This is a genomic window from Acinetobacter sp. UNC436CL71CviS28 (assembly GCF_000620525.1).
Lineage (GTDB): Bacteria > Pseudomonadota > Gammaproteobacteria > Pseudomonadales > Moraxellaceae > Acinetobacter > Acinetobacter radioresistens.
This window is the reverse complement of the sequence record NZ_JIBB01000027.1, coordinates 17,962-41,172: the sequence shown is the minus strand read 5'-3', so window position 1 is coordinate 41,172 and position 23,211 is coordinate 17,962. Positions and strand designations below refer to the sequence as shown.

General features: G+C 43.0%; 26 protein-coding genes. 13 read left to right on the top strand and 13 right to left on the bottom strand.

Features of this window, described 5'->3' with window-relative positions:
• From N518_RS16800 to N518_RS0110800, 5 genes are all read right to left on the bottom strand, one after another.
• A partial coding sequence (locus tag N518_RS16800; RefSeq protein ID WP_230400566.1) for a helix-turn-helix domain-containing protein occupies positions 1–200 on the bottom strand: 200 nt, incomplete at its 3' end.
• Positions 201–604: 404 nt separating this feature from the next.
• A complete protein-coding gene (locus tag N518_RS0110815) occupies positions 605–841 on the bottom strand; it encodes a DUF378 domain-containing protein (RefSeq protein WP_005023947.1) in 237 nt (78 codons plus the stop codon).
• A 529-nt stretch (positions 842–1,370) separates the two neighbouring features.
• On the bottom strand, positions 1,371–2,642 hold the full coding sequence (locus tag N518_RS0110810; RefSeq protein WP_005023946.1) for a replication-associated recombination protein A: 1,272 nt from the start codon (positions 2,640–2,642) through the stop codon (positions 1,371–1,373).
• Positions 2,643–2,785: 143 nt separating this feature from the next.
• Complete coding sequence (locus tag N518_RS0110805; protein ID WP_005023944.1) at positions 2,786–3,958, bottom strand: PQQ-dependent sugar dehydrogenase; 1,173 nt, start codon at positions 3,956–3,958, stop codon at positions 2,786–2,788.
• Positions 3,959–4,088: 130 nt separating this feature from the next.
• A complete protein-coding gene (locus N518_RS0110800; protein WP_005023942.1) occupies positions 4,089–4,493 on the bottom strand; it encodes a MerR family transcriptional regulator in 405 nt (134 codons plus the stop codon).
• A 72-nt stretch (positions 4,494–4,565) separates the two neighbouring features.
• Between N518_RS0110800 and N518_RS0110795 the strand changes: the two genes are divergently transcribed.
• On the top strand, positions 4,566–5,183 hold the full coding sequence (locus N518_RS0110795) for a cation transporter (protein ID WP_005023940.1): 618 nt from the start codon (positions 4,566–4,568) through the stop codon (positions 5,181–5,183).
• A 46-nt stretch (positions 5,184–5,229) separates the two neighbouring features.
• Here the strand turns inward: N518_RS0110795 and N518_RS0110790 are convergent, their stop codons facing one another.
• A complete protein-coding gene (locus N518_RS0110790; RefSeq protein WP_005023938.1) occupies positions 5,230–5,682 on the bottom strand; it encodes a YcgN family cysteine cluster protein in 453 nt (150 codons plus the stop codon).
• 189 nt (positions 5,683–5,871) lie between these two features.
• Between N518_RS0110790 and N518_RS16795 the strand changes: the two genes are divergently transcribed.
• From N518_RS16795 to ahr, 8 genes are all read left to right on the top strand, one after another.
• Complete coding sequence (locus tag N518_RS16795) at positions 5,872–6,030, top strand: DUF1328 domain-containing protein (RefSeq protein ID WP_005017692.1); 159 nt, start codon at positions 5,872–5,874, stop codon at positions 6,028–6,030.
• Between the two features lie 179 nt (positions 6,031–6,209).
• The gene (locus tag N518_RS0110780) at positions 6,210–6,944 is read left to right on the top strand and encodes a dienelactone hydrolase family protein (protein WP_005023935.1); all 735 of its coding nucleotides are present in this window, start codon (positions 6,210–6,212) and stop codon (positions 6,942–6,944) included.
• Positions 6,945–7,029: 85 nt separating this feature from the next.
• On the top strand, positions 7,030–7,395 hold the full coding sequence (locus N518_RS0110775; RefSeq protein ID WP_005023934.1) for an HIT family protein: 366 nt from the start codon (positions 7,030–7,032) through the stop codon (positions 7,393–7,395).
• A 210-nt stretch (positions 7,396–7,605) separates the two neighbouring features.
• Positions 7,606–8,637 (top strand): A/G-specific adenine glycosylase, encoded by a 1,032-nt coding sequence (gene mutY / locus N518_RS0110770; RefSeq protein ID WP_005023932.1) that lies wholly within the window; start codon positions 7,606–7,608, stop codon positions 8,635–8,637.
• A gap of 51 nt (positions 8,638–8,688) precedes the next feature.
• The gene (locus tag N518_RS0110765) at positions 8,689–9,225 is read left to right on the top strand and encodes a M23 family metallopeptidase (protein WP_005023931.1); all 537 of its coding nucleotides are present in this window, start codon (positions 8,689–8,691) and stop codon (positions 9,223–9,225) included.
• A 9-nt stretch (positions 9,226–9,234) separates the two neighbouring features.
• The gene (locus N518_RS0110760; protein ID WP_005023928.1) at positions 9,235–9,480 is read left to right on the top strand and encodes a hypothetical protein; all 246 of its coding nucleotides are present in this window, start codon (positions 9,235–9,237) and stop codon (positions 9,478–9,480) included.
• A gap of 34 nt (positions 9,481–9,514) precedes the next feature.
• Entirely contained in the window at positions 9,515–10,108 is a 594-nt protein-coding gene (locus N518_RS0110755) for a DNA-3-methyladenine glycosylase I (protein ID WP_005023927.1), read from the top strand.
• Complete coding sequence (ahr, locus tag N518_RS0110750) at positions 10,105–11,133, top strand: NADPH-dependent aldehyde reductase Ahr (protein WP_005023926.1); 1,029 nt, start codon at positions 10,105–10,107, stop codon at positions 11,131–11,133. The genes N518_RS0110755 and ahr overlap by 4 nt, the downstream gene beginning before the upstream one ends.
• Here ahr and N518_RS0110745 read toward each other — a convergent pair.
• The gene (locus N518_RS0110745) at positions 11,130–12,557 is read right to left on the bottom strand and encodes a PLP-dependent aminotransferase family protein (protein ID WP_005023924.1); all 1,428 of its coding nucleotides are present in this window, start codon (positions 12,555–12,557) and stop codon (positions 11,130–11,132) included. The two genes, ahr and N518_RS0110745, sit on opposite strands and share 4 nt — an antisense overlap.
• 89 nt (positions 12,558–12,646) lie before the next feature.
• Between N518_RS0110745 and N518_RS0110740 the strand changes: the two genes are divergently transcribed.
• Positions 12,647–13,021, top strand: a complete 375-nt coding sequence (locus tag N518_RS0110740; protein WP_005017672.1) for a hypothetical protein — start codon at positions 12,647–12,649, stop codon at positions 13,019–13,021.
• On the opposite strand, the gene N518_RS0110735 is transcribed toward N518_RS0110740, so the two are convergent.
• Positions 13,000–13,908: a LysR family transcriptional regulator gene (locus tag N518_RS0110735; protein ID WP_005023922.1), complete on the bottom strand. Its 909-nt coding sequence runs from the start codon at positions 13,906–13,908 to the stop codon at positions 13,000–13,002. The two genes, N518_RS0110740 and N518_RS0110735, sit on opposite strands and share 22 nt — an antisense overlap.
• A gap of 113 nt (positions 13,909–14,021) precedes the next feature.
• Here N518_RS0110735 and dkgB point away from each other — a divergent pair, with 113 nt between their 5' ends.
• Positions 14,022–14,825: a 2,5-didehydrogluconate reductase DkgB gene (gene dkgB, locus N518_RS0110730; RefSeq protein WP_005023920.1), complete on the top strand. Its 804-nt coding sequence runs from the start codon at positions 14,022–14,024 to the stop codon at positions 14,823–14,825.
• Between the two features lie 6 nt (positions 14,826–14,831).
• On the top strand, positions 14,832–15,998 hold the full coding sequence (locus tag N518_RS0110725) for an MFS transporter (protein ID WP_005023917.1): 1,167 nt from the start codon (positions 14,832–14,834) through the stop codon (positions 15,996–15,998).
• A 40-nt stretch (positions 15,999–16,038) separates the two neighbouring features.
• On the opposite strand, the gene N518_RS0110720 is transcribed toward N518_RS0110725, so the two are convergent.
• Both N518_RS0110720 and dapB read right to left on the bottom strand, forming a co-directional pair.
• A complete protein-coding gene (locus N518_RS0110720) occupies positions 16,039–16,692 on the bottom strand; it encodes an START domain-containing protein (RefSeq protein ID WP_026444232.1) in 654 nt (217 codons plus the stop codon).
• 67 nt (positions 16,693–16,759) lie between these two features.
• Positions 16,760–17,581 (bottom strand): 4-hydroxy-tetrahydrodipicolinate reductase, encoded by an 822-nt coding sequence (gene dapB / locus N518_RS0110715; RefSeq protein WP_005017661.1) that lies wholly within the window; start codon positions 17,579–17,581, stop codon positions 16,760–16,762.
• Between the two features lie 296 nt (positions 17,582–17,877).
• On the opposite strand from dapB, the gene N518_RS0110710 reads away from it, so the two are divergent.
• A complete protein-coding gene (locus N518_RS0110710) occupies positions 17,878–18,237 on the top strand; it encodes a hypothetical protein (RefSeq protein WP_005017659.1) in 360 nt (119 codons plus the stop codon).
• Between the two features lie 111 nt (positions 18,238–18,348).
• Here N518_RS0110710 and dnaJ read toward each other — a convergent pair whose 3' ends face one another.
• The 3 genes from dnaJ to N518_RS0110695 form a co-directional block, all read right to left on the bottom strand.
• The gene (dnaJ, locus tag N518_RS0110705) at positions 18,349–19,461 is read right to left on the bottom strand and encodes a molecular chaperone DnaJ (protein ID WP_026444231.1); all 1,113 of its coding nucleotides are present in this window, start codon (positions 19,459–19,461) and stop codon (positions 18,349–18,351) included.
• A gap of 104 nt (positions 19,462–19,565) precedes the next feature.
• Positions 19,566–19,943 carry a hypothetical protein gene (locus tag N518_RS0110700; RefSeq protein WP_026444230.1) on the bottom strand — a complete coding sequence of 126 codons (378 nt, stop codon included), beginning with the start codon at positions 19,941–19,943 and terminating at the stop codon, positions 19,566–19,568.
• Between the two features lie 144 nt (positions 19,944–20,087).
• Positions 20,088–23,210: an efflux RND transporter permease subunit gene (locus tag N518_RS0110695; protein ID WP_026444229.1), complete on the bottom strand. Its 3,123-nt coding sequence runs from the start codon at positions 23,208–23,210 to the stop codon at positions 20,088–20,090.
• Between the last annotated feature and the right edge of the window lies 1 nt (position 23,211).

The following is a 23,211-nucleotide window of genomic DNA, read 5'->3' as shown; positions in this document are numbered from 1 at the left end:
AATTTCCAGAGGATTGAATCGATTTTGAGTTTTCTGTGACCACGTCTACGTCTAGCGAAGGTGTTATCAGAAGCATATCGAGCTTGATAAACGTCATTGATGCTATTTCTTTTAAGCTCACGATAGATCGTACTAGGATGTCTTTTAATGAGTTCAGCAAATTTTCTGGCTGAAAAGCCTTCTTTTCTTGACTCAAGCATTAATGCAGTACGATCTTCAAAGTTAAGATGATGGTATGACAATTTTATATACTCCATAAACCCTTTAAATTAATTAGGTGGTTTATGTCGCACTTCAAGTTTTACTCTGCCCTAATTTTAAAAGAGGATCTCTGCTAGAATATTCTATTAATTGTTTTATAATTGGGTGAATAGTATTGATTAAATAGTTTCCATTAAAATAAGAAGTTAATTTTTAAAATAGAAATTTAATATTTAACTGTAAAGCAGCAGTAGGAAATTTATAAAAAATAATAGAAAAGCTATAAGCTAATATTTATAGAGTGGCTTTTAAATATTAAGAAAAAGGTAAAAATAGTGTTTTATAAAAATAAAAATGGAGCCAAGACTCCATTTTTATATAAAATTTAAAATATTAGGCTTACTTAGCGAACAACTTTTGCATGAGGGTCATGGTGCACTGTTTTACCCAGTTTAGTACCCGTATAAATTAGATAAAGTGCAGACAAACCAACCAATACATAAATAATTCGGGATAGAGCACTCATTTCACCAAAAATTGCAGCAACTAGATCAAAATTAAATGCACCAACCAGGCCCCAGTTAATTCCACCAATAATTGTTAAAGCATATGCAATCCAGTCGATTGTATTAAGTCTCATAGGTTACTCTCCAGCCATCTATTTGATATATTAATTATGAGAATTTAATTAAATTTAATATGTTGTTTTGATGCTAAAAAGCTGTTTTCTATGTTGAGCTAGTGTCATTTTATAGAGTTTAAATTTTAACTAGGTTACTTTTATTTGTACAATTAGTGTTCAATGTAAACTTATAAAAATTGAGTTTTTTAGCTATAAAAGAAATACTATTAAATATTTTATATAATTTAAATTCCTTATATAGAGTGCCTAAAGATTAAAAATTTTGGAATTTTCTATTTAAAAAATTTATCTCTAGCCAATTACTAACTTATGATCTTAAAATTAAGAGAATAAATAACTTTAAAATATTTAATGAAATTTTTTATTTTTTATATAACCCATTAAGTAAATATAAATAAATATACCAAAAATAAAAAAGGCTTATCGGAAGACTCAACTTTTCAAAATAATATCTAGAAAAATAGGCTGAATATCATTAACAGACTTTTTAAATCCTAAAAACAAGGGCCCGGGTACGGCCCTTGATTTACTGTTGCTGTTGTTGCTGCCAGCGGCGCTGTTGTAGCTTCTCACCTTCCACTTCCCGCTTATTACGTGCCGACTCATACAATTGAGTACCTTTTAGCTCAGGGGGCAAGTACTCCTGTAATACAAAATGCTCCGGATAATCGTGCGGATATAGATAATTCACTCCATAACCTTGATCTTTCATCATTTTGGTAGGCGCATTTCTTAAATGTAGGGGAACAGGCAGGTTGGCAGTTTTCTCGGCCAAGGCCAAGGCCTTATTAATTGCCAGATAAGTACTATTACTTTTCGCACTGGTAGCCAGATATACTGCTGTCTGACCTAAAATAATCCGTGCTTCAGGCATACCCACTGCCTGAACTGAACGGAAGCATTCTCCAGCCAGTAAAAGTGCATTCGGATTAGAATTGCCAATATCTTCTGATGCTGCAATCAGCATACGGCGTGCAATAAATACCGGATCTTCTCCACCTTTAAGCATCCGGGCCATCCAGTACAAAGTTGCATCCGGATCACTTCCCCGAATTGACTTAATAAATGCTGATACTAAATCATAATGCTGTTCACCGGATTTGTCGTAACGTGCGATATTCTGCTGTGCAACCTTAACCACGATGGCATTATTAATTATATTTTCAAGGCCGGGTTCAAAGGTACTGGCAATCAGATCAAGTAGATTGAGTGCCTTGCGAGCATCTCCAGCAGCAAACTGGATGAGTGCATCATATTCTTCAATCTGGATATGCCGTTCTTTTAAAAATTCATCTGTTTGAAGTGCTTTATCAAGCAAGGTTTGAATAGATTCGCTATCAAGAATATTTAAGGTATAAACCTGGCAGCGTGACAAAAGCGCACCATTTACCTCAAAAGACGGGTTCTCAGTTGTCGCTCCGATTAAGGTGATTTTACCTTTCTCTACCGCATTTAATAGCGCATCCTGCTGAGACTTGTTAAAGCGATGAATTTCGTCAATGAAAACTACAGGTGTCAGCAGATCGCCACTTTCAGCAATAATTTCCCGTAGTTCTTTAACCCCAGTATTGAGCGCTGAAAGGCTAATAAAAGGTCGATCTACAGCCTGTGCCAGAAGCAAGGCAATAGTAGTTTTACCCACACCCGGTGGACCCCAGAAAATAATAGAAGGCAAATGCCCCTGATCAATCATCTGCCGTAAAGGTGCCTGCTCACCGAGCAGATGATCCTGTCCGATAATTTCTGAGAGGTCACGTGGACGCAGACGTTCAGGTAGAGGGATTTGAGTATCTGACATATTCTTTTTGCATTACTGTATAAGCTTTTATAGTAGCGTATTTTCAGGCTGCTGCACGGCAGTTTTTAAGCAGTACTGTATATAAGTGCGGGGCAAAAATAGCAAATATTCTGGCTTAAATATCAGCTTCATACCCCGATGCTTCATGAGCCAGCCGTTAGTTTCAAAAGTTTTGCATTTTTGCCATCCTCAATAACCCAGATCGAACCATCCTGAGCTTCCTGTAATCCCCGAATACGTTCCTTCATATCAATACGCTGAATTTCTTTCGCCGGGTTTTGCTCCAGATCTACGATAATCAAAGCCTCTGAAGACAGCCCTCCAATCAGTGCCTTCCCCTGCCACTTGGGAAATTGCCGGCCTTGATAAATCAGCAGACTCGAGGGAGAAATGACAGGTGTCCAGCTTAGCTCGGGTTTTTGAAATTCAGGTCGGGTTGAATGGTCAGGAATCGCTTTACCATCATAATGGTCTCCATTGGAAACGATGGGATAACCATAGTTTTTCCCCTCTCTAATCAGGTTCAGCTCATCCCCACCTTTCGGTCCCATTTCTACGACCCAGAGCTGATTTTTAGCATCAAATGCAATCCCAAGCGGATTTCGATGTCCGAATGACCAGATCTCGGCGGTTACTCTACTCTGCTGTGCAAATGGATTATTACTGGCCGGTGTACCGTCATCGTTTAGATGCAGTACTTTCCCAAGATTAGATTTCATATCCTGTGCCGGCGTAAACTTCTGGCGCTCACCTGAGGCAATCCAGAGTTTTCCTTCATGGTCAAAAGCCAGACGATGACCATAATGGCCTTGCCCCGAAACTTTTGGTATCTGACGCCAGATTACTTCATGGTTTTTTAAAGCTGGCACTGCACTGTTCAGGTCCAGCCGGGCTCTGGCGACAGCTGCTCCCTGTCCTCCAGCACCTTTTTCCGCATAACTATAGTAAACCCACTGGTTTTGATTAAAATTTGGATGCAATACGATATCGCCCAGACCGCCTTGCCCACCGTATGCTACTTCAGGCAGACCTGTGATATTTACTGTACGTTTTGTCAGCGGGTCAAATAGCTTGAGCTGACCTTTTCGTTCAGTGACCAGTAGTCGCTGGTCAGGTAGGATAGCGAGTGCCCAAGGTTCATTAAACTGGGTAATTTGCTGTACTTTAAATATCTGTAATTGCTTAGAAGTTGAAGTCTGGTCAGCCTGTTGATGGCTTTCCGGAGTATTAGTGTGTCCCTGATTTGAATTACAGCCATACAAGGTAAACAGGCTAAAAAATAATATAGATGTTATGCGGAATTTATTGTTATACATTACTTCTCTCTTAAATTCTGACTATATTTTCCATCATACAAATGAATGAATATATCTGTCCGATTTAATCAAAGTATTGCTTTACCAAATATTTCCTTTTGATTTAATTAATTTTCAGGAAAGTTAAAGCTTATGGTTCAGGGTGCTTAAGGCCAGAAATAATTTTGCAGTTCTGAATAGTAAGGTCAGCCCGACAGGTCTGGCGCAGCTGTTGTAACTTTGTACGGAAATTTTCAAGGCGTTGAAGTTTTTGTTCAATATGTCCCAAATGATCTTCTAGCAGTTGATCAACTGTATTGCACTGTTGATACGGCTTTTTCAACAGTTCAGTCAGCTGTCCAATTTCTTTAAGTGACATTCCCAGTTCACGGCAATGCCGGATAAAGATAAGCTGTTCAAGCGCAGTGTCATCATAATAACGATAGTTATTATTACCCCGTAATGGCAGCGAAAGCAGATTTTTCTTTTCATAAAAGCGAATACTGTCTACCGAAATTTTACTTTTCCTAGCCAGTTCACCAATCGAATACAGCATACGTTCCCCTCTTGACTCTGGAGTTACTCCAGACTTTTTAATTATTCTATCTGATCTTTCAGGAGTTGAATAATGGCAGGTTGCTGTAGTTGTCAGGAAACACAGGCCAAAAGCCGTAAATTCAGAAATGCGCTGTGGATAGCCCTATTTTTAAATTTCACTATGTTTATTGTTGAGGTTACAGGTGGAGCACATACAGGTTCCACTTCACTCTGGGCTGATGCACTGGATTTTGCAGGAGATTCTTTCAATTACCTGATTTCTATTTTCGTACTGGGTCTTGGATTATACTGGCGCGCAACAGCTGCCCTGCTAAAAGGACTGATGATGCTGGTTTTTGCTTTCATTGTTCTGGGCAAAGTGGTCTGGTCCTATATACATAGTGTACCGCCAGAAGCAATTACTATGGGTATTATTGGTACACTGGCACTGATCGCTAATATCCTGACTGCCCTGATTCTATATGCTTTTCGGGATGGCGAAGCCAATATGAAGTCTGTGTGGCTGTGCAGTCGTAATGATGCGATTGGTAATATAGCGGTAGTTCTGGCTGCTGTAGGCGTATTTGGAACACAGCAGGTCTGGCCAGATTTAATTGTAGCCTTAATTATGATTTTACTTGGCTTAAGCTCCAGCCTTACTATTATCCGGACCTCATGGAAAGAACGGATTCAGGCCAAGCTCGGATGAGATAGAATAAAAGAGAAGCTTGAGATACTTCTCTTTTATTTTTAATTTAACGTACCCAGCGCACGATATATTCTTCTATCTGGTCTTCCTCAATGTCCAGTTCAGAAATACAGCGGCCGGCTGCTGATTTTTTGGCTTTCATCACACTTTGGCGACTGCCGGTATTCAAATAGTGCCATGAAGGTAAATTTTTACCTTCAGACAGACGGCGATAAGCACAACTCGGAGGTAACCAGTGAATTGTAGCGAGCTTTTCTGGAGTCAGCTGGATACAGTCAGGAACCTGCTGTTTCCGGTTGGTATAATCACTGCACCGCGCTGTCTTGCAGTCCAGTAATTTACAGGCAACTTTGGTATAGGCAACCTCTTGAGTCTCTTCATCTTCAAGTTTGACCAGACAACACAAACCACAGCCATCACAAAGCGCTTCCCACTCTTCCGGGCTAAGTTGTTCAAGTGGATAGACTTTCCAAAACTGTGGACGCAACGGCTTCACCATAATACTTCATACAAATTTACTACCTGAACAGTATATCATTGTGTGTTTTGACTTTTAAAAAATACATCTCTCACAAATCATTTACTTAACGCAATACCTGGTATAATTTTTAAACACAAAGCTCACACTTATATTTTATTTTGCTCTCTATACTAAAAACACATTAATAAAAAATTATGGAGATAAATTATGTTTCGTTGGGCGATTATTTTTGCGGTGATTGCACTAATTGCAAGTCTGTTAGGTTTTGGTGGCGTAGCAGGCTTATCTAAAGACTTTGCAGTGATTCTGCTTGTGATTGCAGTTATTCTGGCAATCGTTGGTTTTATCTCACGCGGCCGAGTATAAATATATATTCATCGTGTTATAAAAAAGAAGGATTTATCCTTCTTTTTTATTTTTTCATCTTATTAAAAACATAAATTTTCACATTTCTTCTTTTATATTCTTTTTCTTTTCAGTCATTTTAAATATTTTTTATGATTTAATCAGGTCATTCTCTTAAGTTTATACAAGGATTGATCAGAATGACTTCAACAATCAAAACCCGCGAAATTCATTATAACGTAGCAGATGGTACCAATTTAGTTGGCTATTTTGCTGCGCCAGAATCTGATGCACCAGTAGCGGGTGTGATTGTAGCGCCAGAATGGTGGGGCAGAACTGAATATACTGAACAACGTGCCCGTGAGCTGGCTGAGCATGGTTATGCTGCACTTGCAATTGATATGTATGGTGACAAAAAGGTAACTATCGACGCGGGCCAAGCCAATGAATGGATGACCCAAACTTTTCAGGATCCGGACACAATAGTGACTCGTGCGTCAGCTGGCCTAAAGGCTTTGGCTGAACAAAATGAAGTAAATCCGGATAAACTGGCAGCAATAGGCTTTTGCTATGGGGGCAAGGTCGTCCTTGATCTGGCACGCTCAGGTGCACCACTTAAAGCCGTTGCTACTTTTCACGGTAATCTCTCTGCAAAAGAGCCGGCACAGCCTGGAAAAATTCAGGCTGAAGTTCTGGTATTGCACGGTGAACTCGACAGCATGGTCACTCTAGATGATGTAGCCAGTTTCAAGCAGGAAATGCAGGCAGCGGATGTAGAGCATGATGTTATTGTATTTGAAGCAGCAAAACATGGTTTTAGTAATCCATTAGCCGATGAACGTGCCCGGGCCAATGGAGTAGATCTGGGCTATAACGCAGAAGCAGAGCGACAAAGCTTAAAGGCCATGTATGATTTGCTACAACGTCACCTTTAACCTATAAAAGATTAAAACCGCAGTAAGGTGCTGATTACCTTACTGCATAGATTCAACCTATAAATAAAACGATGAGGGTATAATCATGATTGAAAATAATTGTCCATATTGTGACTTTGATGAATATGATGTGATTGATAAAAATGACTTTGGTGCCATTTTGCCTGAGCCAAAACCGTTATCTAAGGGACATTCTGTTATTATTCCCCTGCGCCATATCAGTTCATTTTTCGATGTCACTGATAAAGAACGTAAAAGTCTGATGTCGCTTCTGGAACTGGCGCGTAATGAACTTAAAATTCGTCATCAGCCTGAAGGTTTCCATATCGGCTTTAATGATGGTTCTGTCTTTGGAGAAGCTTCCCAGCATCTCCATATCCATATTATTCCACGCTATGCGGGTCAGGCTTTAAGACTGGACGAGCGCTGGGGAATACTGGACGAAGAATAAATGAGTAGATGATGCCTAGGGCATCATCTTTTATCCTGGTTACTGGGTTTAATGATTTCTGCCGTTTACTATAACGGTGCTATTTATCTTTAATACTTAATCTTTAAGCTGTTTAAAACACCTGCCATGAAACAGCCTTTTTCCAACTAAAAAATCTATTCTCGCTGTAGTTCAGCTATAATCTCTAGGTAATTCTTGCCTGAAATTTATATGTCCGAATTTTCCTTTTCACATGCTTTACTTGAATGGTTTGATGTTCATGGCCGGCATGATCTGCCTTGGCAAGTCAGTGATGATCCCTATAAAGTCTGGGTTTCAGAAATTATGCTTCAACAAACCCAGGTCAAGACTGTGCTGCAATATTTCGAACGCTTTATCCAGCGGTTTCCTACTGTAAATGACTTGGGACTGGCTAGTTGGGATGAAGTAGCCCTATACTGGGCTGGGCTGGGCTATTATGCACGTGCCCGAAATCTGCATAAAGCAGCTGGAATAGTTAGCTGTGAAGGCAAATTTCCAGACAGTCTTGAGGGCTGGATTGCTTTGCCCGGTATAGGCCGCTCGACAGCAGGCGCATTAATGTCACTCGGATTGCGCCAGTATGGTGTCATTATGGATGGCAATGTTAAACGGGTACTGGCACGCTTTTTTGCAATTGAAGAAGATTTGAGCCAGCCGGTACAGGAACGCAGACTCTGGAAACTGGCAGAAGAGCTATGTCCGACTGAACGTAACCATGATTATACGCAAGCTATCATGGATCTGGGTGCTACCATTTGTACCCCCAAAAAACCGTTATGCCTTTACTGCCCGATGCAGCAGCACTGTCTTGCCCATCAGCAGGGATTAGAAACTGAATTGCCTTATAAAAAACCAAAAAAGCCTGTGCCGCTGAAACAGGGCCATATCTTATTATTGCAAAGCCAAGACCAATGGTTATGGCAGCAGCGGCCAGCTAGCGGTCTCTGGGGCGGCTTGTATTGTCTGCCTATAATTGAAGATAAGCAGCAGTTTTCTCAGCTGCTGGCACAATATGGTTTAAAGCAGAAACAAGCGCCCATTCAGTTTACACATGGCTTCACTCATTTTACCTGGCTGCTGGATACCTATCTGTTCCACGTGGAACCAGAACAACGTGAGTTTCTACAGACTGAACTGGGTGGTGAATGGCTGAGCCCTGAACAGGCTCTAATGCGTGGTCTGCCAACGGCTATGAAAAAATTGATTCAGCTTATCGAGTGATGACATACTGGTTACTGTCATTTTATAAACTTATTTAATCAAGGAAGTCGTGTGTCACGTTTTGCCGGTTATATTTTTTTAAGTTTGTGTTTTATCTTGATAGCGGCCTGTACCTCTGCGCCGAAAAAACCTTCTGCCCTACCCGCTGCCCAAGTAAGTAAACTTCATCGTATGCAGCTTGCTCCGCGTTTGCCGGTTCCAGTGAAGAGTATGGAGCGTCAACAACTCAGTGATACCTGGGGAGTGTCACGTAGTAAAGGACGCACTCATGAAGGTATTGATATTATGTCTCCACGCGGTACAAAAGTTTATAGTGCCACAGAGGGGCTGATCGCAGATCTGCGCAATAACAATCTTGGAGGTAAAGTCATCTGGATTTTGGGACCAGGTGGCAGCTGGCACTATTATGCCCATCTTGATGGGCACAAGCGAGGTCTGGAAGTCGGTGATTATATTAAAAAGGGACAGCTCATCGGTTACGTAGGCAATACTGGTAATGCCCGTCATACAGCCCCTCATCTTCATTATGGAATTTATCTGCAAGGCAAAGGTCGTGGTGCAGTGAATCCTTATCTGTATCTGCGTTAGGAAAAAAATATGTCAGAAGCTTTAATTCAACGGCTGGTCGAGTTTGCAGAATCTGGAAACCAGCAGAAAATTGTGCTGGCCGGACAGAGTTACCAGGGCTGGATAATGGAAATTACTGAAGATGCGCTGATGATCAGCACAGGTTTTAATGATAAGAATGGTAAAGATTTCTGGTTAAAGTTTGACGATCTTGCTATTGCCGAACTATATTTTTGGAATAATCTTACCAGTGAGTGGATAAGATTTACTATTTAATGACCTTAAGTTAAACCACTCAGGGAGCACCATGATGACCCCTCAGCGCTGCGGATGGTGCTCGGATGACCCGCTTTATATTGCCTATCATGACCAAGAGTGGGGAAAACCTGAATATGATGAGCAACGCCTATTTGAAATGCTGTGTCTGGAAGGTCAGCAAGCCGGCCTCTCTTGGATTACCGTTTTAAAAAAACGCCAGGCTTATCGGCAGCATTTTTTTCAATATCCAATTGCTAAGATTGCCAGCTTGAGTGATGAGCTGTTACAGCAAAAAATGCAGGATTCAGGTCTTATCCGTCACTTGGGCAAGTTGAAGGCTATTCGTGACAACGCAGTTGCCTGGCAAAAACTTAAAGCTGAAGTCGGTGACGTAGGCCTCTGGTTATGGCAAGTTGTCGATGGTCAACCTTTATATCGAAATGTAACAGATTTTCGTCAGGCTCCTGCCCAGACAGAGACCAGTCTTGCACTTTCAAAAACTTTAAAAAAATATGGTTTCAAATTTGTTGGACCGACGACCTGTTATGCTTTTATGCAGGCAGTCGGTATGGTTGATGATCATGAAAATAGCTGTAAATTTAAGTCTAAGCCAAACATCCGCTTTTCTGCCAAGGAGTTGTTATGAGTCAGAAGAATACTATTCGTGCCTATGCTGCCATGCAGCCAGGTGCAGCACTGGTTCCCTATGAGTTCGATGCCGGTGATTTACAGCCACATCAGGTTGAAGTCAAGGTTGAGTACTGTGGCTTGTGTCACTCTGATATTTCAGTACTAAATAATGACTGGGGCAGTTCGGTTTATCCGGTTGTGGCTGGTCATGAAATTATCGGTACAATTATTGGCTTAGGCTCAGAAGCCAGAGGCTTGCAACTGGGTCAACGTGTGGGTATCGGCTGGACAGCAGAAAGCTGTCAGCATTGTGATTACTGTATTGCCGGCGATCAGGTAATGTGTAATGGTGGTTCTAAAGCGACTATTGTTGACCATGCTGGCGGTTTTGCTGAAAAAGTTCGTGCCGACTGGCAATGGGCGATTCCTCTTCCCGATGATCTGGATCCACAAAGTGCCGGCCCCCTGCTCTGTGGCGGTATTACTGTATTTGACCCCTTATTAAAACATCAGATTCAATCTGTACATCATGTCGGTGTTATCGGAATTGGGGGCTTGGGCCATATGGCCATCAAGCTGCTTAAAGCATGGGGCTGCGAAATTACTGCTTTCACTTCCAGTCTGGATAAAACACCCGAGCTGATTGAAATGGGTGCAGATCACGTAGTAAACAGCCGTGATTCTGCGGCACTTAAAGACCAATACGGCAAGTTTGACTTATTGCTCAGTACCGTTAATGTCAGTCTGGACTGGAAATCCTATCTACACACACTGGCACCACATGGTACCGTACATATGTTGGGACTCACCCTTGAACCGATGCAGGTACCAGTAGGAACCCTTATTGGAGGGAACAAATCAGTGACGGGCTCACCCACCGGTTCACCGGCGGCTTTGCGTCAGTTACTCAAGTTTGCAGCACGTAAAAATATTGCTCCACAGATTGAACTGTTTCCAATGTCACAGATTAATGAAGCTATTGAACGCCTGCACTCAGGTCAAGTACGTTACCGGGTGGTTTTAAAAGCAGATTTTGACTAACTGTCTGTGTTATCAAGTTTTTGTTTTACCCATTCTGCCAGTTTATCAATTGACTGGCAGATCTCATGACTTAAGCCATGTCCGGCATTTAAACGGATAAAATGCCGGTAGCGCCGGTCTTCTCCAAATACTTCTCCCGGTACAATGTTAATACCATGCCGCTGTGCAAAATGATACATTTCTAGTCCGTCAATCTGTACCGGAAATTCCAGCCACAGGGCATAACCACCCTCAGGCTGACTTAGACCGATTTTAACGCCTTGAAAAGCCTTTAAAATATATTCCTGATATTGTCTTACCTGCTGCATAAGACGGGGGCGTAAACTATTTAAATGTTCACGGTAACTGCGGCTATATATCAGATCGGCCAGTGCAAGCTGCAATGGTGTATTGACGATGGCATTTCCATTTAATAACCCGATTCTAAAAGACTGTAGCTGCTGGCTGATACATACCCACCCAATGCGGTAAGCAGATGATAAAGACTTGGAAACTGAACCGCAGTAGATGACATAACCGGCCTGATCCCAGTACTTAATAGGTAATGGTCGTTCCAGATTAAAGCCGCATTCAGCATAAATATCATCTTCAATCACATAACAGCGGTAGCGTTCTGCCAGCTGTGCAATCTGTGCCTTTTCTGTATTGGTCAGACAGTAGCCAAGCGGATTCTGGTAATTCGCAGTCATCAGACAGGCCTTTACCTGCCCGCTTTGCATCATCTGTTCCAGCCGGTCCAGATCAACGCCTGCATGACTGGCCGGTATTTCGATAATTTTACGCTTCAGACTGGCCAGTAGCTGTAACTGGCCATTAAAACTTGGGGTTGGTACCAGAATGCTATCACCCACTTCAGTAAGCTGCTGAATAATGAGTGATAATGCAGGCATACAGCCACTGGTAATTAAAATATCTTCTGGCTGAATATACAGGCCATCTTCTGCCCAGTGTTCGCTTAAAGCCTGACGTAACTTTTTATGGCCCTGCCGGTCACTGTATAGAAAGTCTTCCGGCTGGCTATGCTTGAGCGCACGCTGAATCGAACGGCGCAAAGCCTCTACAGGTACCAGTTGTGGTGATAGCTGGATAGCCCCCAGATGTACTAAATTAGTCTGAATGGAAGCCTGCTGTATTTCAATTTGCAGTTCAAGATTACTGACATCACGCGGTCTGGACTGGAAATCTAAATGACGGGGTAACGGGTTTTGTAATGACTGCCCTTTCACAAAATAGCCAGATCTGGGCCGTACATAAATTAAGCCTTGAGCTTCCAGTAATTCATAACAGCTTTGTGCAGTGCTCAGGCTCACTTCATGCTGCCGGGCAAAATCCCGAAGAGAACTGAGCCGCTGATCGGCTTTTAAAGCTTGGCTGTGAATTTTTCCGGCCAGCTGACTGGCAAGAAGTTGGTAGTGAAATGCCATATCTGTACTGCTTTTTTAAATTTTTTTGTGTCTGTAATGCTCTATAGCATAGGTTTAAGCTGAAAAAAATTAAAATTGAGCAAAACTTGATGAAAACTTGTACTTTATTATTTATTTGTCTATGGCTAGCAGCTTGTCAGCCACAATATCAGCAGAATACTTCTCAAAATGCACTGTGTCAGTCATTAATTGGAGGTTATTTAAAAATGCAGTCACTGCCTGGCTATCAGCTCTGGAAAATTACAGCACTCCCTTCCAGCACAGAGTGGCATTATCTTTATAAGAAACCTACTGAAAACGGGCTGATTATGACAGGTCTACTTCAGCCTAAAATCGAGTTTGTCTGTTCACAACAGCAGCAGCATTTACGACTCGAATTATTGCAGACATCCAGACAGCTCAGGCTCCCATTATTTGAGCTCCGTTTGCCTGTGCCAGCCTCTCAGGTAAATGGTTCAAAATGAAAACCCGAGCTTAATTCCTGTACCAGATATTCGATCAGTAGCCTGACCCGTTTTGGTAAATGTTCCTGCTGATAATAAACCGCATGAATAGGCTGATAATGTAATTCAATCTGGTCTTCAAACAAGGCAACTAGTCTGTTCTGGGCCAGATCCTGACCCACCAGAAATTCAGACAGGCAGGTAATTCCATGATGCAACAGGGCCAGCTGCCGTACAGTCTCACCATTAGATGCCCGAATTGGTGCAGTTGCGGTAAAGTATTCATTACCCAGTTTGAGAGGCCAAGTGTTCAAATGCTTGGGAGAACTAAACCCGATTAACTGATGCTGCAATAGCTCCCCAGCAGTTTGTGGAGTGCCATACTGTTCCAGATAAGCGGGGCTTGCAACTATATATAAGCGGCTTTGAGTGAGTAAACGAGCATGCAGACTTGAATCATTCAGCTGACCAAAACGGATAGCCACATCGGTCCGATGTTCTAAAAGGTCAATAATCTGGTCATGGCTGTTCAGTTCAATTTCAATATATGGATAGCGCTGCATAAATTTCTGCATGAGTGGAGCAATTACATGCAGCACAAAGGGGGTGGCCGAATCGATCCGGATTTTACCGGAAACCTCGTGGTCAGATTTAAGCAGCAGCTCTTCAGCATCGTTCAGCTCATTGATAATCTTGCGTGCACGCTCTAGAAACAGTTGGCCTTCCTGTGTCAGCGAGAGCTTGCGGGTAGTACGTTCCAGTAACGTAACGTTTAACTTACTCTCCAGACGCTGCAAAATACGGCTTAATCCAGAAGTTGACTGGCCGAGCTGTTCAGACGCCTTAACAATCGAACCACTATCCACAATACTGACAAAAACCTGCAGCTCTTCAAAAGTAGATTTCATCACATCCAATTAATGACAAATTAACAATAATATTTTGCAGATTATCTACTTTTTTAGCAACAAAGCTTCCGACAAAATAATCTTAACTATTTAAAAATATGATCGAGGTTACGATGATTATTCCTAAAATCGGTGTAGGTACCTTTCGCCTGTCTGGCCAAGCCGTCATTGATTCAGTCAGCCAGGCACTCGACGTTGGATACCGGGCGATTGATACAGCCCAGATTTATGGTAATGAAGCAGAAGTCGGTACAGCCATAAAGCAAAGCAAGGTCTCCCGACAGGAGCTTTTCTTAACCACCAAGATCTGGACTGGAAATTATGCACCAGAACGGATGATTGCCAGCCTGAAGGACAGCCTGCACAAGTTACAGACAAATGCTGTGAACTTGACACTCATTCATTGGCCAGCACCCGGTCTGGGCTACTCTGCTGCTGAACTGGTGCAGAGCCTGTATCAAGCCAAAAAGCTGGGACTCACCGAACATATTGGTGTGTCCAATTTCAATATTGCCCAGACAGAAGAGGCGATTGCAGCAGTTGGACCAGACCAGATTGTAACCAACCAGATCGAGCTAAGCCCTTATTTGCAAAACCGTACATTAGTACAATATCTGCAGAGCCAGAATATACAGGTTACCTCTTATATGACACTGGCTTATGGCAAGGTGCTGCAAGACCCTGTTCTTATGCGTATTGCAGCCTTACATGAAGCGAGTACCGCCCAGATTGCCCTGGCATGGGCCATGCAGCAGGGCTTTTCAGTAATTCCATCTTCTACCAAGCGTGAGCACCTGCTCAGTAATCTAGAAGCCCAGAAAATTCTGCTGAGCCATGAAGAAATGCAGCAAATCGCCGAACTTGAACGTAATGGACGGGAAATCAGTCCGGAGCAGCTGGCACCAGCGTGGGATTAAGTACGGATGAAAATTAATTTTCCGCTGCTTGCCCTTGCAGTCGGTGCGTTTGCGATTGGTACAACCGAATTCTCGCCAATGGGACTGTTACCTGATATTGCCGGGGATCTTGATGTTTCTATTCCGAGAGCTGGTATGCTGATTACTGGTTATGCGCTGGGCGTAATGCTTGGCGCTCCAGTGATGACTTTATGGTTTAGCAGCTTTAGCCGCCGTAAGGCACTTATTCTACTTATGGCTATTTTCACTATAGGTAATTTGCTGACAGCAGTTTCTACCAGTTATATGAGTCTGATGGGTGCACGTCTTATCACCAGTTTAAACCACGGTGCATTTTTTGGAATCGGGTCTGTAGTAGCCGCCAGTGTCGTTCCGGTCCATAAACAGGCCAGCGCAGTAGCAGCTATGTTTATGGGTTTGACTGTTGCCAATATTGGTGGTGTCCCTCTGGCAACCTGGGTTGGACAAAATATTGGCTGGCGAATGTCCTTTCTGGCAATTACCGGTCTTGGTCTGCTGACGATGCTATCTTTATGGAAAGCCTTACCTAAAGACCATAGAGGTAGCAGGCCTGATGTAAGAGCTGAGCTGAAAGTATTGACACGCAGGCCGGTCGTACTGGCAATGCTGACCACAGTATTGGCCTCTGGTGCAATGTTTACCCTGTATACCTATATTGCCCCGAGCCTGGTTGAATTTACCCAGGCATCTCCAGGATTCATTACCTTGATGCTGGTACTGATTGGTATAGGTTTCTCGATCGGCAATCATTTAGGCGGAAAATTTGCTGACCTGTCTCTGGACAAAACCCTAATCGGTTTCTTTGTATTGCTGATCGTCAGTATGCTGCTCTTTCCGTTACTGGCAAAAAATCCACTGGGGGCAGCAGTCGGACTGGTGATCTGGGGCATAGCCACCTTTGCTCTGGTACCCCCTTTACAGATGCGGGTAATGTCAGCCGCTCATGATGCACCAGGACTTGCGTCCTCAGTTAATATCGGGGCATTTAATCTGGGTAATGCGCTTGGCGCTGTAGCGGGTGGTGCCGTACTTAGCATGGGCTGGAGTTATATGGCAGTGTCGGTCAGTGGCGCAGTACTGAGCATAGTAGGCCTGCTTCTGGTATTCATCCAGAGGAAAGGACAACAGCCTTCCATAGCCTGTGAATCATAAGTGTTATCAATTTCAGCCTGTAAGGCAGGCTGAAATAACGTTATTGAATAGCTACAGGAAGTTTGGCATTGATATACATAGGCCGTTCAAGCTCGGATCGCATGATTTTAAGCATTTGGTAAGGCTGCTGTTCCACAAATATGTTCATAAAACTGATGGGCAAACTGCCTTCCGGGTTTACATATCCCATTGTGGTGACTTTAACTTTATTTGCACCTAAACGCTGAAAAGTCCAGTCCCCCTGATAGTCTTGAAGACGTATATAGTCAGGCTGACTAAAACGGGAGTCTGCCATACCCCGGTTACGGATATTCACTGTACCATTACGCTCTCTAGTAATTTTACTTTGAATAATAAGGTCACGATCTTTAAGCGGAAAAGGTAAGTCCATTACCACATGCAGCAAAAATTCTCCAGCTTGATCATCTCGGTTTAATATACTGATTTTCCCCATATATGGGACCCATTGTTGGGCACGCTCAACATCCATAATCAGCGCAACAGCCCGTTCCAAGGGTACATTAAATACTGTCTCTGCCTTATAGGATGCAGCCGGGTTGCGAGACATCTGGTAAGTCCAGACTTTGATATTCTGTTTATTAATTTTTAGTCTGGCCTGCTCTGCCGAGGTAAATTGAGTAATTAACAGACTCAGTAACATCAAGCAAATATTGAATATAGTTTTCTTTCTCATTTTTATTTTTCATACTTTTTATATAAGTGTAATCAGGCCCCTTTCTTCCTGAAAAGGGCCATTAGCGCTACATCTGGATATCATTGAATCCAAGCACATCTTTCATATCATATTTACCTGCTTCACGTCCAACGACCCATGCGGCTGCACGTACTGCACCGGCGGCAAAATTCATCCGGTTGGTTGCCTTATGGGTCACTTCGACACGCTCACCTTCCCCGATAAACATGACAGTATGCTCACCAACAATATCGCCACCACGAATAGTTTCAAAGCCAATGGTCTGACGCTCACGTGGGCCAGTATGGCCTTCGCGGCCATAAACTGCCACTTCTTTTAAATTACGGCCCAAGGTATCCGCAATCGCTTCACCCATCATGAGCGCAGTACCCGATGGAGCATCGACTTTATGACGGTGATGTGCTTCAATCACTTCAATATCAACTGTATCACCAAACACTTTTGCTGCAAGCTCGAGCAGTTTGATCGACACATTGACTCCAACTGAATAATTGGCTGCATAAACTACAGGTGTCTGGCTAGCACTTTCTTCCAGTACGGCTTTTTGTTCATCATTCATGCCAGTGGTTCCAATGACCATTGCTACCCCTGCTTCACGGCAAAGTTTCAAGTGCTGTTCAGTGGCAGCAGGTGCAGTAAAATCAATGATTACATCACAATCATTAAGCACGTCAGCCAGCTGACCAGATACTTTGACTCCCAGCGTACCAATACCTGCCAGCTCACCCGCATCGGCTCCTACCAGTGAGCTCTCTGGACGCTCTACTGCTGCTGCCAGCTGGTAACCTGCCTGCTGGACAGCCTGAACCAGAATCCGGCCCATACGGCCACCTGCACCTAAAACACCAATACGTGGAGTTGCTGACATAACATTTTCCCTGCAGTCATCTTTAAAATTGCTCTACTATAACAAAACTCTTCCCGCTCTCTGAAACTTGTCTGGAAAAATTATGGCTTAAAGTTCCTTTATAAAAATGAACCATTAAGAAAACAAGCAGTTCAAAGAAGAAGCAATATTTTTAGCTCATTCATGACTTTATTTATCCAGTTAACTGCTGAAAAATATTAAAAAATGTTCAGACAATTTCGTATTTTTCACAATTCTTTAAACAAGCAGGCGCAGACTAGCCAGCACCATTGGGTGTCATCAAATAAGGAAAAGATATGCGCTTTCACTTTACGGGTTTGGGAATCGTTTTAATACTGTGTACGGGTGCAGTCTGGGCTGAGCCGGTAGTTCAAGCGGGCGATACACTGGCAAATTTATCTACAGCACGCATCACGACGACTCTGCGCCAGACCTCTTTACCGTCTGGGACAGTACAGGTTCAGAATGAAACAGCTACAAGTATTGCAGTCGAGGAAATTGACACTATTATGCCCGATGAGCAGACAAGTAGAATACAGGAACAGTCTTCTGCGGCACAGGTTACCCAGCAGAGTATACTCCAGGCCTCTACCTCAGCCACTGGGCAGGAAGAACTGGTAAGCTGGAATGATATTGATGCCATACAGCCAGAATAAACCTGTGACTAAACAGACAGGTTTGTTAAGTATTCCAGATTATTTTAAATAAGAAAAAGCAGCTATGAAGAAAAGCTCCTCAATAGCTGCCTTTTATCTCAGAGCACCTGCTTAGTCAAACAGGCGATCAAAGAATGACTTTTTCTTCGGTGAAGACGTACTGTCTTCACCATCAAAAGAGGCCTGCAATTCTTTTAGCAGTTCACGTTGATGGCTGGTCAGATTGACCGGAGTTTCAATCACGATACGGCAAAGCAGATCGCCTACCATGCTGCTTCGTACCGGACGTACGCCTTTACCCCGTAAACGGAACAGCTTTCCGGTCTGGGTACCTTCAGGAATTTTCAGACTTACACGGCCTTCAAGTGTAGGAATCTGGATTTCCTTGCCAAGCGCTGCATCAGCAATGCTGACAGGCACATCCATATACAGATCAGCCCCATCACGCTGGAAGATTTCATGCTCACGCACTACGACTTCAACATAGAGGTCACCTGACTGGCCATCACGAATAGCTTCGCCCTTGCCACTCAGACGTACCCGGTCACCATTATCCACACCTGCAGGAATCGTCACTTCTAATGTTTGCTGACGATCTGCGACACCTGAACCATGACATGCATGGCATGGGTTTTTAATAATTTTGCCTTGGCCACGACATGTGCCACAAGTTTGTTGTACAGAGAAGAAACCTTGCTGCATACGCACTTGTCCTGAACCGTGACAAGTTTTACAAGTTTCTACATCTTTTGGATTTTTAGAGCCTTTACCATCACACACATCACATGGTGCTGGAGCAGTAAAGGTAATTGTTTTTTTAACCCCTTTTACAGCTTCCTCAAGGGTAAGTTCCATTACATAGCGTAAATCTGAACCGCGACGTTGGCGTTGCTGACGTCCGCCGCCACCAAACGCTCCACCAAAGATATCACCGAACTGGCTAAAAATATCTTCTGCACTGAAACCGCCAAAGCCACCACCAGCGCCACCAAAGCCGCCTTCAAACGCATTATGTCCCATACGGTCATACATGCTGCGTTTTTCGCTGTCCGATAAAATCTCATAAGCTTCAGAAGCTTCTTTAAATTTTTCTTCAGCCTCGGCATTGTCAGGGTTTCTGTCAGGATGATATTTCATCGCCAATTTACGATAGGCTTTTTTAATCTCATCATCACTTGCGGTTTTTGAAACGCCTAAAACCTCATAATAATCACGTTTAGCCATGTTTGGCGGTGCTCCTCACGGAAATTTTATCAATACTCTATTGCCGACTAAATGGGGGGCTTTAGCCGAATTTACAAGGGGAAAACTTTCAAAAAACAGATATATTAAAAAACTGCCTTATTTTTTAAATATTTAGACAAGCCTTTTAACCATGCATTTAATAAAAATAACCAGGCAATAGCACTAAAAACTACACCAGCAACTGTTGAAGCCGTTACCCAAAGGTTGCTATCCCATGCAAAAAAGAAGAGAGGAATAAACCAGACCACAGCAAAAACTGACATGAGGAGGAATAGAATACCATTGCGCATAATCCATAGCGCATGAGCATGAATCCAAACTTCCGCATCATCCACAACAGCTACTTTACGAGCGACCAGATAAGCAAAGGCCGCAAAAATAACCGTAAACAATGCAAGAAACATGAACGCATAAGAAATTACAATATAACGGCGATGCTGTTCGATATGGTCTTGCCTCATGGATTCTCTGACCTCATTCATTGCATGCATCAGTTATTTTTATGCAATGAAATTTGCTGTGTTATTTTGTGTAAAAGATAAGGTGCTACTATATTGAAGTTTTCAATATTTCGCACCTCATATTCAGCAAAAATTACTGCATATTTACGGTTTTTTCACCTTAAACCATGCTGCATATAAAGCTGGCAAGAAAAATAGTGTTAACAGCGTCGCAATAATCAGTCCACCCATAATCGCTACAGCCATCGGACCGAAAAAAATACTGCGTGATAGGGGGATCATGGCCAGAACCGCCGCCAAGGCCGTCAGAATAATAGGACGGAAACGCCGAACCGTCGCATCAATAATGGCATTCCAGCGATCATGACCGGCCTGTATGTCCTGCTCGATCTGGTCAATCAGGATCAGAGAGTTACGCATAATCATGCCAGACAGGGCAATCGTGCCCAGCATGGCAACAAAACCAAATGGTTTATTAAACAAAAGTAAGAATAAAACAACGCCAATTAAGCCTAATGGTGCAGTCAAAAATACAATTGTTGCCCGAGACAAACTCTTCAGCTGAATCATGAGTAATGTCATGACCACTGCCAAAAAGAGTGGCATACCGGCATTGACCGAACTTTGTCCGCGTGCCGACTCTTCCACTGTTCCCCCCACTTCAATGAGGTAGCCACTTGGCAGCTCAGCGCGTAACTTGTCCATTGATTCAGCTAACTCACCAACAACAGTAGCTGGCTGTAAATTGGTACGAATATCTGCACGAACAGTAATTGTCGGTAACCGATTCCGGTGCCAAATCAGACCATCTTCAAATTTGTATTCAATTTTCGCAATCTGGGCTAGAGGCACAGTTGTTCCATTCGCTGTTGGTACTGCAAGGCTCGCCAGTGAAGCTACTTCAACGCGCTCAGCTTTATCACCACGTAATCGGATTTCGATCAGCTCACGCTTTTCACGATACTGTTCAATTGCGCTACCTGTAATTGAGGCGTTCAAGAAGTTAGCTAAATCGAGACTGGACACACCCATTTGTCGCGCACGGTCTTGATCAATTTGAATGGAAATAATCTTGCTTGGCTCGCCCCAATCCAAATGCACATTGGTGGTATTCGGGTTTTCACTAATTACTCTAGCAACCTGCTGTGCTTCTTTACGTACCAGATTTAAATCTTCACCTGAAACCCGGTACTGAATCGGATATCCGACCGGAGGCCCATTTTCCAGTAATGACACACGAGTACGGACTTGTGGGAGTAACTGCTTAATTTGGGTTTCTAACGAACGGCGAATTTCATCACGATCATCAAGCGACGATGCCAAAACAACAAACTGCGCAAAGCTGGCTTGCGGTAATTGCTGGTCTAGAGGTAAATAAAAACGTGGTGAACCTGTACCGACATAGGCTACATAATTATCAATACCTTTTTGTTTAGACAGGAATTGTTCAACTTTTTTCACCGCTTGCTCTGTAGCGGTTAACGATGCGCCTTCTTCGAGTTTTAAATCGACTAAAATTTCAGCGCGGTTTGAAGGCGGGAAAAACTGCTGTGGCACCATCTTAAACATGAGTACAGACAGCACAAAAATCCCCACCGTTGTTGCAATCACGGTTTTACGGTAGGTCACACAAAACTCGACCATTTTCCGAAAACGTAAATAGAAACTAGATTGATAAGGATCGTAATGATGGTCCTGTGAAATGGCCACACTTTGCGGTTGCGGTTTTTTAGTTATTCTTGCCCATAAACGGACATACCAAGGTGCTTGATGACCTGTCTTGGTAAAATCAGGTAGTAGTTTTTCACCCAAATAAGGTACAAATAAAACTGCGGCAACCCAAGACACCAATAAAGCAATCGTCACGACCTGAAAGATAGAGCGTGTGTATTCACCTGTACTGGACTGAGCCGTAGCAATAGGTAAAAAGCCTGCGGCGGTAATTAATGTCCCCGTCAACATCGGAAATGCTGTTGTTTTCCATGCAAATCCGGCGGCCTTAATTCGGCTATACCCCTGCTCCATCTTAATGGCCATCATCTCGACCGCAATAATGGCATCATCTACAAGCAAACCCAAAGCTAGAATTAGGGCACCAAGCGAAATCTTGTGCAGACCGACATCAAATAAATTCATGCCAGCAAAAGTCATTGCTAAAACCAAAGGAATGGAAAAAGCGACGACTAAACCCGTCCGGAAACCTAATGAGAAAAAGCTCACTAACAAGACAATAATGACTGCTTCAGCAAGTACTTTGACAAACTCATGGATACTACGTTGTACCGCTACTGGTTGGTCAGATACTTTTTGTAGTTTCATACCTAGAGGTAATGTTTTTTGCAGTTGGGCAAATTCTGTTTCCAGATTTTTACCTAAGGCAATAATATCGCCGCCTTTACGCATAGATACGGCAATACCAATACCATTGTCACCCATAAAACGCATACGCGGCTGAGCAGGTTGGCTAAAACCACGGTAGACATCAGCAACGTCACCAAGCTGAATGGTTTTATCGCCTACCAGTAAAGGCATTTTTTTAATGTCATCTACGCTTTGTAGTTGGCCACTTACTCGAATTTGAATACGATCCGTTCCAGTTTCAAAAAAGCCTGCACTTGCCATGCTATTTTGCTTTTGTAGGGCTTCTTGTATGGCAGAAACAGGAATACCGAGCTGAACCGCTTTAGTGTTTGAAATTTCAATCCAGATTTTCTGATCTTGTAGCCCAATCAGCTCAACTTTGCCTACATCTTTGACTCTCTGTAGTTGTAATTGCAAACGATCGGCATATTCTTTCAAAAGCGCATAGTCAAAGTCTTTGCCTGTCAGTACATAAATATTACCGAAGGTATCGCCAAATTCATCATTAAAAAATGGACCTTGCACCCCACTTGGGAGTTCATGGCGAATGTCATTGACCTTCTTCCGAACGTTGTACCAAACATCAGGAATTTGCGCAGAAGTGAGAGAATCTTTAGCAACAAAAGTCACCATCGACTCGCCTGGACGGGAATACGCCATAATCTTGTCATACTGACCTGTGGTCATCAGTTCCTTTTCGATACGGTCCGTAACTAAAGTAGAAACTTCTTTGGCTGTTGCCCCTGGCCAGTAGGTTTGTACGACCATGACTTTAAAGGTAAATGGCGGATCTTCACTTTGTGAGAGTTTTGAATAAGAAATTGCACCAATAATGCCTAGCAAGAGCATGAAATAAAGGACAATACCTTTATTGTTCAGTGCCCATTCAGAGAGATTAAATTTCATG

Bases quoted from the DNA above. Each gene is read 5' to 3' on its own strand.
- N518_RS0110815 (WP_005023947.1), bottom strand. From the start codon at position 841: ATGAGACTTAATACAATCGACTGGATTGCATATGCTTTAACAATTATT.
- N518_RS0110810 (WP_005023946.1), bottom strand. From the start codon at position 2,642: ATGTCAGATACTCAAATCCCTCTACCTGAACGTCTGCGTCCACGTGAC.
- N518_RS0110805 (WP_005023944.1), bottom strand. From the start codon at position 3,958: ATGTATAACAATAAATTCCGCATAACATCTATATTATTTTTTAGCCTG.
- N518_RS0110800 (WP_005023942.1), bottom strand. From the start codon at position 4,493: ATGCTGTATTCGATTGGTGAACTGGCTAGGAAAAGTAAAATTTCGGTA.
- N518_RS0110795 (WP_005023940.1), top strand. From the start codon at position 4,566: ATGGCAGGTTGCTGTAGTTGTCAGGAAACACAGGCCAAAAGCCGTAAA.
- N518_RS0110790 (WP_005023938.1), bottom strand. From the start codon at position 5,682: ATGGTGAAGCCGTTGCGTCCACAGTTTTGGAAAGTCTATCCACTTGAA.
- N518_RS16795 (WP_005017692.1), top strand. From the start codon at position 5,872: ATGTTTCGTTGGGCGATTATTTTTGCGGTGATTGCACTAATTGCAAGT.
- N518_RS0110780 (WP_005023935.1), top strand. From the start codon at position 6,210: ATGACTTCAACAATCAAAACCCGCGAAATTCATTATAACGTAGCAGAT.
- N518_RS0110775 (WP_005023934.1), top strand. From the start codon at position 7,030: ATGATTGAAAATAATTGTCCATATTGTGACTTTGATGAATATGATGTG.
- mutY (WP_005023932.1), top strand. From the start codon at position 7,606: ATGTCCGAATTTTCCTTTTCACATGCTTTACTTGAATGGTTTGATGTT.
- N518_RS0110760 (WP_005023928.1), top strand. From the start codon at position 9,235: ATGTCAGAAGCTTTAATTCAACGGCTGGTCGAGTTTGCAGAATCTGGA.
- N518_RS0110755 (WP_005023927.1), top strand. From the start codon at position 9,515: ATGACCCCTCAGCGCTGCGGATGGTGCTCGGATGACCCGCTTTATATT.
- ahr (WP_005023926.1), top strand. From the start codon at position 10,105: ATGAGTCAGAAGAATACTATTCGTGCCTATGCTGCCATGCAGCCAGGT.
- N518_RS0110745 (WP_005023924.1), bottom strand. From the start codon at position 12,557: ATGGCATTTCACTACCAACTTCTTGCCAGTCAGCTGGCCGGAAAAATT.
- N518_RS0110740 (WP_005017672.1), top strand. From the start codon at position 12,647: ATGAAAACTTGTACTTTATTATTTATTTGTCTATGGCTAGCAGCTTGT.
- N518_RS0110735 (WP_005023922.1), bottom strand. From the start codon at position 13,908: ATGAAATCTACTTTTGAAGAGCTGCAGGTTTTTGTCAGTATTGTGGAT.
- dkgB (WP_005023920.1), top strand. From the start codon at position 14,022: ATGATTATTCCTAAAATCGGTGTAGGTACCTTTCGCCTGTCTGGCCAA.
- N518_RS0110725 (WP_005023917.1), top strand. From the start codon at position 14,832: ATGAAAATTAATTTTCCGCTGCTTGCCCTTGCAGTCGGTGCGTTTGCG.
- N518_RS0110720 (WP_026444232.1), bottom strand. From the start codon at position 16,692: ATGAGAAAGAAAACTATATTCAATATTTGCTTGATGTTACTGAGTCTG.
- dapB (WP_005017661.1), bottom strand. From the start codon at position 17,581: ATGTCAGCAACTCCACGTATTGGTGTTTTAGGTGCAGGTGGCCGTATG.
- N518_RS0110710 (WP_005017659.1), top strand. From the start codon at position 17,878: ATGCGCTTTCACTTTACGGGTTTGGGAATCGTTTTAATACTGTGTACG.
- dnaJ (WP_026444231.1), bottom strand. From the start codon at position 19,461: ATGGCTAAACGTGATTATTATGAGGTTTTAGGCGTTTCAAAAACCGCA.
- N518_RS0110700 (WP_026444230.1), bottom strand. From the start codon at position 19,943: ATGAGGCAAGACCATATCGAACAGCATCGCCGTTATATTGTAATTTCT.
- N518_RS0110695 (WP_026444229.1), bottom strand. From the start codon at position 23,210: ATGAAATTTAATCTCTCTGAATGGGCACTGAACAATAAAGGTATTGTC.